5 protein-coding genes are annotated in these 6,381 nt (G+C 59.1%); 4 read left to right on the top strand and 1 reads right to left on the bottom strand.

Going from position 1 to position 6,381, the window contains the following annotated elements; all coding sequences use genetic code 11:
• From HKN37_02530 to nhaA, 4 genes are all read left to right on the top strand, one after another.
• Positions 1–379: cellulase (locus HKN37_02530; GenBank protein ID NNE45518.1), on the top strand; the 379-nt coding region annotated here is incomplete at its 5' end.
• 59 nt (positions 380–438) lie between these two features.
• The gene (locus HKN37_02525; protein ID NNE45517.1) at positions 439–2,187 is read left to right on the top strand and encodes a glycoside hydrolase family 9; all 1,749 of its coding nucleotides are present in this window, start codon (positions 439–441) and stop codon (positions 2,185–2,187) included.
• A 93-nt stretch (positions 2,188–2,280) separates the two neighbouring features.
• Entirely contained in the window at positions 2,281–3,873 is a 1,593-nt protein-coding gene (locus HKN37_02520; GenBank protein ID NNE45516.1) for a serine hydrolase, read from the top strand.
• A 212-nt stretch (positions 3,874–4,085) separates the two neighbouring features.
• A complete protein-coding gene (gene nhaA, locus HKN37_02515) occupies positions 4,086–5,429 on the top strand; it encodes a Na+/H+ antiporter NhaA (protein ID NNE45515.1) in 1,344 nt (447 codons plus the stop codon).
• Between the two features lie 30 nt (positions 5,430–5,459).
• Here the strand turns inward: nhaA and HKN37_02510 are convergent, their stop codons facing one another.
• Complete coding sequence (locus HKN37_02510) at positions 5,460–6,131, bottom strand: DUF4230 domain-containing protein (protein ID NNE45514.1); 672 nt, start codon at positions 6,129–6,131, stop codon at positions 5,460–5,462.
• Positions 6,132–6,381 lie beyond the last annotated feature (250 nt).

Below are 6,381 nucleotides of genomic sequence, written 5' to 3'. Positions count from 1 at the left end.
GGAGATGGCGCGCTATGGCGTCGAGTGGGAAGACGCTCCGTACTTTCTTCCCTCGTACGAGTGGTACAACAGGCAGATCGCTGACTGGACAACCGGACTCGGCCTGACGCTGATCAACTACTCCCCGGGCACACGGTCGCACGCGGACTATACGACGCCGGACATGGGCACACGGTATCTGTCGAGCGACGCCATCCTCGAAAGCATTCTGGAGTACGAAGCAGCGGATGCAAACGGACTGAACGGGTTCATTCTGTTAATGCATATCGGAACGGCGCCGCAGCGCACGGATAAACTCTACGACCGACTGGGTGCATTGTTGGACTCGCTCGTTGCAAGGGGCTATAGCTTCGAGCGAATCGACGAACTTCTGGAATAGTGATGATCACGATTACGACAAAACCTTGCTTTCTGAAGATTGCGTTGTTGTGCGGACTGATGATGACAGCGTCCTGCGCACCGCGATCGCACGAACCGGTATACATCCGGGTCAACAACGTTGGCTATCTGGAGGAAGACACGAAAGTGGCGATCGCTTTCTCACATTCGCCGGTTGATGGTCAGTTCGAGCTGGTAGATGCGAGGTCCGGCGATGTGGTGATGAGTGGTCCGATAGCGGTATCTCCGGCGGACGGTTGGGGCGCCTTCGAGCACTACTACGAACTGGACTTCTCGTCTGTAGCGACTACCGGGAGATACGTCGTGCTGGTGGGCGGAGATCGTTCTCCCGAGTTTGGTATCGGTCGCGAGGCGTACGGACGGTCGCACGAGGACTTGTTGACGTTCATGCGGCAGCAGCGCTGCGGATACAATCCATTTCTGGATCGGTACTGTCATCAGAAGGACGGCCGCACGTTTTATGGACCCAAGCCCGACTCCACGTTTGTGGACGCGAGGGGCGGTTGGCATGATGCGGGAGATCAGCTGAAATATCTGATCACAGGGAGCAACGCCACCGCGCGTATGTTGCTGGCCCAGGAGCTGGCAGGCGACCGATTCGCTGATGCCTTTGATGATCTCGGCAAGCCCGGATCGAACGGGCTGCCGGATGTTCTCGATGAAGCGAAGTGGGGCATCGAGTGGATGCACCGTCTGCATCCGGATGCGGGCGAGCTTTTTCATCAGGTCGCCGACGATCGGGATCACATCGGCTGGAAATGGCCGGACCGGGATTCTTCTGATTACGGTTGGGGGCCAAACAGTTACAGGGCTCTGTATTTTGCTGATGGCAGGCCCCAGGGGCTGAGAGAGTTCAAGAGCACGTCTACCGGTGTGGCGAATCTCGCCGGTAGATACGCTGCCGGGATGGCGATGGCGTATCGGGTGTGGCGAGAGCGAGATCCGGTTTTTGCGGCAACCTCTCTGGCCGCCGCGCGGGACGTCTACTCGATGGGCAAGGCGAAAGAAGGATATCAGCAGGGCAACTCATACGGAGCCCCGTACCGTTACACGGAAGACACGTGGGCCGACGACATGGAATGGGGCGCGGCGGAGCTGTTCGCGGTAACGGGTGAGCCTGGTTTCCTCGAAGATGCGAGACATTATGCTCGCCTTGCCGGCACTACATCGTGGTTGCCCCACGACACAACCGATCACTATCAGTATTACCCGTTCGTGAACGTCGGGCACTTCGCACTGTACCCACACGTGGACGAGGCCTTACGTGATTCGCTGGCTGGATACTATCGGGACGGCATCGAGGCGGCGGTAGCGCGTGGAAGCAGAAATGCGTTCGGGATCGGAGTGCCGTTTATCTGGTGCTCGAACAATCTGGCGACGGCGCTGATCACGCAGGTGTTGCTGTACGAGCGCATGACGGGCGACATGCGATATCACGACTTCATGCTGCGTCAGCGCGACTGGCTGCTCGGTCGCAATCCGTGGGGCACGTCGATGTTTACCGGCATTCCGCATGATGGCGAGTTTCCGCTGGACGTGCACACGAGCGTCTATGTGCTGACAGAGGAAATGGTGCCGGGTGGCCTGGTCGACGGGCCGGTGTACGCCACGATCTACAACAGCCTTGCGGGTCTGGAGCTGACCGAGCCGGACGAGTTCACTGCGTTTCAGAATCCGTATGTGGTGTATCACGACGACCGCGGCGACTACTCCACCAACGAACCGACGATGGATGGAACTGCGGGTGCGATCTGGATGATGGCGTATTTCGGGATGGATGCGGAGTGATGTCTGAAGCACGATTGAAACTCGCTAAAATTGTCCCCCATCCCTTTCTTCTCGGCCGACGCTGAAGTAATTGATCCAAACCAAGACGGACCTATGACAACACCGCTTCGCCGATTTCTTCTGTGTGCAATACTCGCGACGTCAGTCACAGAGCTTTCTGTCGGTCAGGTGTCCTGGCAAGGTCCTCCTCCGGATCTGGACTCACACATCGACCGTGTCATGAAGGCGTTCGAGGTGCCCGGTATCGCTGTTGCCATAGTGAAAGACGGCAAGGTGGTTCACGCCAAGGGCTACGGGGTACGCCGTCTTGGCGAACGTGCACCGGTAGACGAACACACACGCTTCGGTATTGCCTCCAATACGAAGGCGTTCACCGCAACGGCGCTCGGACTTCTCGTTGAGGAGGGCAAGATCGAGTGGGACAAGCCGGTCATCGAGTACCTCCCCTGGTTCCAGATGTGGGATCCGTGGGTCACGCGCGAGATCACAGTGCGCGACCTGCTGGTGCATCGAAGCGGTCTCGGCCTCGGCCAGGGCGATCTGATGACGTGGCCTCCGTCCGACTACTCGGCAAAGGATATTGCGCACCGCGTACGTTATCTCAAGCCGGCTACCAGTTTCCGGAGTGCGTACGCGTACGACAATGTTCTATACAAGGTCTCGGGCGTGTTGATCGAGGAGGTCAGCGGGCAGACGTACGATGAGTTTGTCCGCGCGCGCATTCTCGAGCCGGTCGGAATGGCGGAAACGAAGATCGGGTACAAGTATGCGAAGGAGTCGGGCAATGTCTCGGCCACGCATGCGCCCGTTGGCGGAGTTGTGACCGTTGTAAAGCCGTTCGACTCGATCTCTGGAAACTCGGCGGGTGGAATCAACTCGACCGCTGCCGATATGGCGAAGTGGCTCGTCGTTCAACTGGACTCAGGGCGTGTAGTGAACGACAGGCGCATCTTCTCGCCCGGGACCACGACGGAACTCTGGTCGGCTGTCACTCCGATCCCGATTGGTGGTCCGGCGCCAGAGCTTGCTAGTCGCCATCCCAATTTCCAGGGATATGCACTGGGATTTGGTATCCGCGACTACGAGGGCCACAAATTGGTAACCCACACGGGTGGACTTCCTGGTTACGTTTCGGAGCTTGCGATGATACCAGACATCAAGCTTGGCACGATCATCCTCACGAATCAGGAATCGGGTGCGGCATTTCGATCCATTACGTATCACATTCTGGATCATTATCTGGGTGCCGAATCCATTGACTGGGTGGCGGCCTACGAGTCGATACTTGCTCGTCGGAAGTCAAATCTTGCTGCACTGGAGGCGAAGACGAGTACCCGGCGCGACTCTCTCGCCGGTCCGTCGCTACCGGTCGATTCGTATGTCGGTACGTATCGCGACGACTGGTATGGCGATATTGACATCGTAATGGTCGAGGGCGGCCTTGAGATCCGGTTCACGCACACACCGTCGCTGACGGGTAGTCTTGAGCACTGGCAGCACGACACCTTCGTTGCGCGCTGGTACGACCGTGAATTGCGTGCCGACGCGTTCGTGACGTTTTCGCTGGATCCGTCGGGCGCGATTGACGAGGCAAAGATGCGCGCGGTATCACCGGCAACGGACTTCAGCTATGATTTTCATGACTTGCTATTGAAGCGGGTCAGCACGACGCGGATGGCGGAATAGTCCGTAGTAGTCGAAGGCGCGGCGTAGTCGGCGTACTTTCCGGGCCACGGATGTTTCATGAGAGAAGTGTCAATTAGGCGGGCTGCCGGGACCCGGATGGTTTCTGCGGGCGTACGGATGCCGGTCCGCGGTCTTGACTACCATCGGTGAACTGTGGGGACGGCCGGGCCACTGCTTTTCGTCTAGATAAATCCAATTTTCGGCATTTCGGTATGGCAACCAGTGTTCCGACGTCACCGGGTCGCGTGACCCTTCTGCGGCCCTTCCAGGAGTTCTTCAGGCTGGAGGTTGCGGGCGGCATTTTACTGATCTCCTGTGCGGTGGTAGCGCTCGCGTGGGCGAACTCTCCGTGGTCGGAGTCTTATTTCGAACTCTGGCAGACAACGGTGACCGCAGGTGCGGGCAGCCTTGTGATCTCGAAGCCACTGCTGCTCTGGATCAACGACGGACTGATGGCCATCTTCTTCTTCGTAGTCGGTCTCGAAATAAAGCGAGAGGTGCTGGTCGGAGAACTGAGCTCTCCGAAGCAGGCTGCCCTTCCACTGGTGGCGGCGGTCGGTGGCATGGTCGTTCCGGCACTGGCGTACATAGCTTTTAATGCGGGCACTCCCACAGCACAGGGCTGGGGCGTTCCAATGGCTACCGATATCGCCTTTGCACTGGGAGTTCTGGCGTTGCTTGGATCGCGTGCCCCGTTAGCGCTCAAGATTTTTCTCACGGCGCTCGCTATTGTTGACGACCTGGGTGCCGTGCTGGTTATTGCGCTGTTCTACACGGCTGAGATTTCCTGGGGTAGTCTCATTGTGGCTGCAGGATTTCTTCTGGCTCTTGTCGCCATGAATCGCCTGGGAGTTCGTCGGACCGCTATCTACGTAGTGCTGGGAGTCGGACTCTGGGTGGCATTCCTGAAGTCGGGTGTGCATGCGACGATTGCGGGCGTATTGTTGGCCTTGACCATTCCGGCACGTCGGAAGATCGACGCATCGGCGTTCCGTGAAAGGGCGCAGGAGTTGATCGGTTTGTTTGCGCAGGACGAGCAGCCGGGACAGAGCGAGCCGACTGCTGACCAGCGCGATGCGGTGCATGCGCTGGAGGAATCTTGCGAGCACATCGAGACGCCGCTCGCGCGCATGGAACATGCCCTGCACGGCTGGGTGGCGTTTGGCATCATGCCGGTGTTTGCGCTGGCAAATGCGGGAGTCGCCTTTGGCAGCGATGTCTGGGCGGCTTTTGGAGCCTCGGTCACCCTGGGCGTAATGTTCGGCCTGTTTGCGGGCAAGCAGGTGGGCGTACTCTTCTTCTCCTGGCTGGCCGTGCGGATGGGATGGGCCGTCATGCCGGCGGGTATCACATGGCGCCACATTTACGGAGTGAGTTGCTTGACCGGCATCGGCTTCACAATGGCCCTTTTCATTGCCAATCTTGCCTTCCTCGACGCGGCAGTGTTGGACCAGGCGAAGATCGGCATCTTTGCCGCTTCGGTTCTTGCGGGACTCGTGGGTTGGCTGGTGCTGCGGACGACACCTGTGGCCGATCATGACGGTGCGTCCGCTTGACTGGACAGCGGTGTTGATCCGGTTTACCGGTCACCCGCCTGGCTGCATCACGAGGTGTGGGCCGATGCGAAAACTGAACTGCGGGTCATCCAGACCTGCCGACTGAAGCACAGGAGTCAGAAGATCCTGCAGAGCGATCGCCGTGTTGATTCGTGGTTGATCGCTTGTACTGAGATGGGACTCGGCCTGCTGCCTCAGAACGTCCTGCGCCAGGACGATTGCTGCGCGCGTAGCCGTCTGTCCGCTGCCGGCGTGGGTGCGTGCCCATCCGACCTCCGTCTGGATTTCCATGGCATTAAGGTCGGGCTCGACCGAGAAAACCCGCAGATCCGGCAGCGCGACCTCGATCACGCCGTCGTCGTGGAAGGTCACATTCGCAGGTGCGAGCGCAGAGACGTCAAACCCGTAAGCGACCGAACCCGGCAGCCGCACGGTCGCACGTGTCGTACCAAGACTCAGGGGGAGGAGATCAGGAAAAAGAACTCTCGTATCCGCCACCTCGCTTGTGGCCGCCAGTCGCAGCATGCCAGTCACGTAGAAGGAGGCGGGAGCTTCAGACTGGATCGTCGTGATGACCGACTGCCGGATGACGGTTTCGTCCCACCGTGGCCGCAACAGCCAGAGAACAATCGATAGGGCGCCGACGGCCAGCAGGAATCCGGCAATCGAGCGCCAGAGCGGGCGTGCGGAAAGAAGTCCCATAAGCGTGAGGACGGTCGATTATCTCTGCGAACCGGTTGAGGGAAGATAGAGCGGCGCCCGCAAGATTGTGCGCGACCCGATGTTGCCTTCGAGTCACGTTGTGACTATTAATGGGAGTAACCCGTTCCGGTCGAGTCCTCCATGAGAATCACGCTTCGACTCACGGTCTTCTGGATCCTGTTGGTGCCGTTTGCCAGGGGCCAGGGCACCGGCGAAGACACAGCGATCGAGTTCCGTGTCGCGCGCAGTG

The sequence above is a fragment of the Rhodothermales bacterium genome (assembly GCA_013002345.1).
In the GTDB taxonomy this organism is placed as follows: Bacteria; Bacteroidota; Rhodothermia; order Rhodothermales; family JABDKH01; genus JABDKH01.
This window is presented reverse-complemented; position numbering and strand designations above follow the sequence as displayed.

What these genes read in the sequence shown, in the direction of transcription:
- HKN37_02525 (NNE45517.1), top strand. Translation starts at nt 439, where the DNA reads ATGATGACAGCGTCCTGCGCACCGCGATCGCACGAACCGGTATACATC.
- HKN37_02520 (NNE45516.1), top strand. Translation starts at nt 2,281, where the DNA reads ATGACAACACCGCTTCGCCGATTTCTTCTGTGTGCAATACTCGCGACG.
- nhaA (NNE45515.1), top strand. Translation starts at nt 4,086, where the DNA reads ATGGCAACCAGTGTTCCGACGTCACCGGGTCGCGTGACCCTTCTGCGG.
- HKN37_02510 (NNE45514.1), bottom strand. Translation starts at nt 6,131, where the DNA reads ATGGGACTTCTTTCCGCACGCCCGCTCTGGCGCTCGATTGCCGGATTC.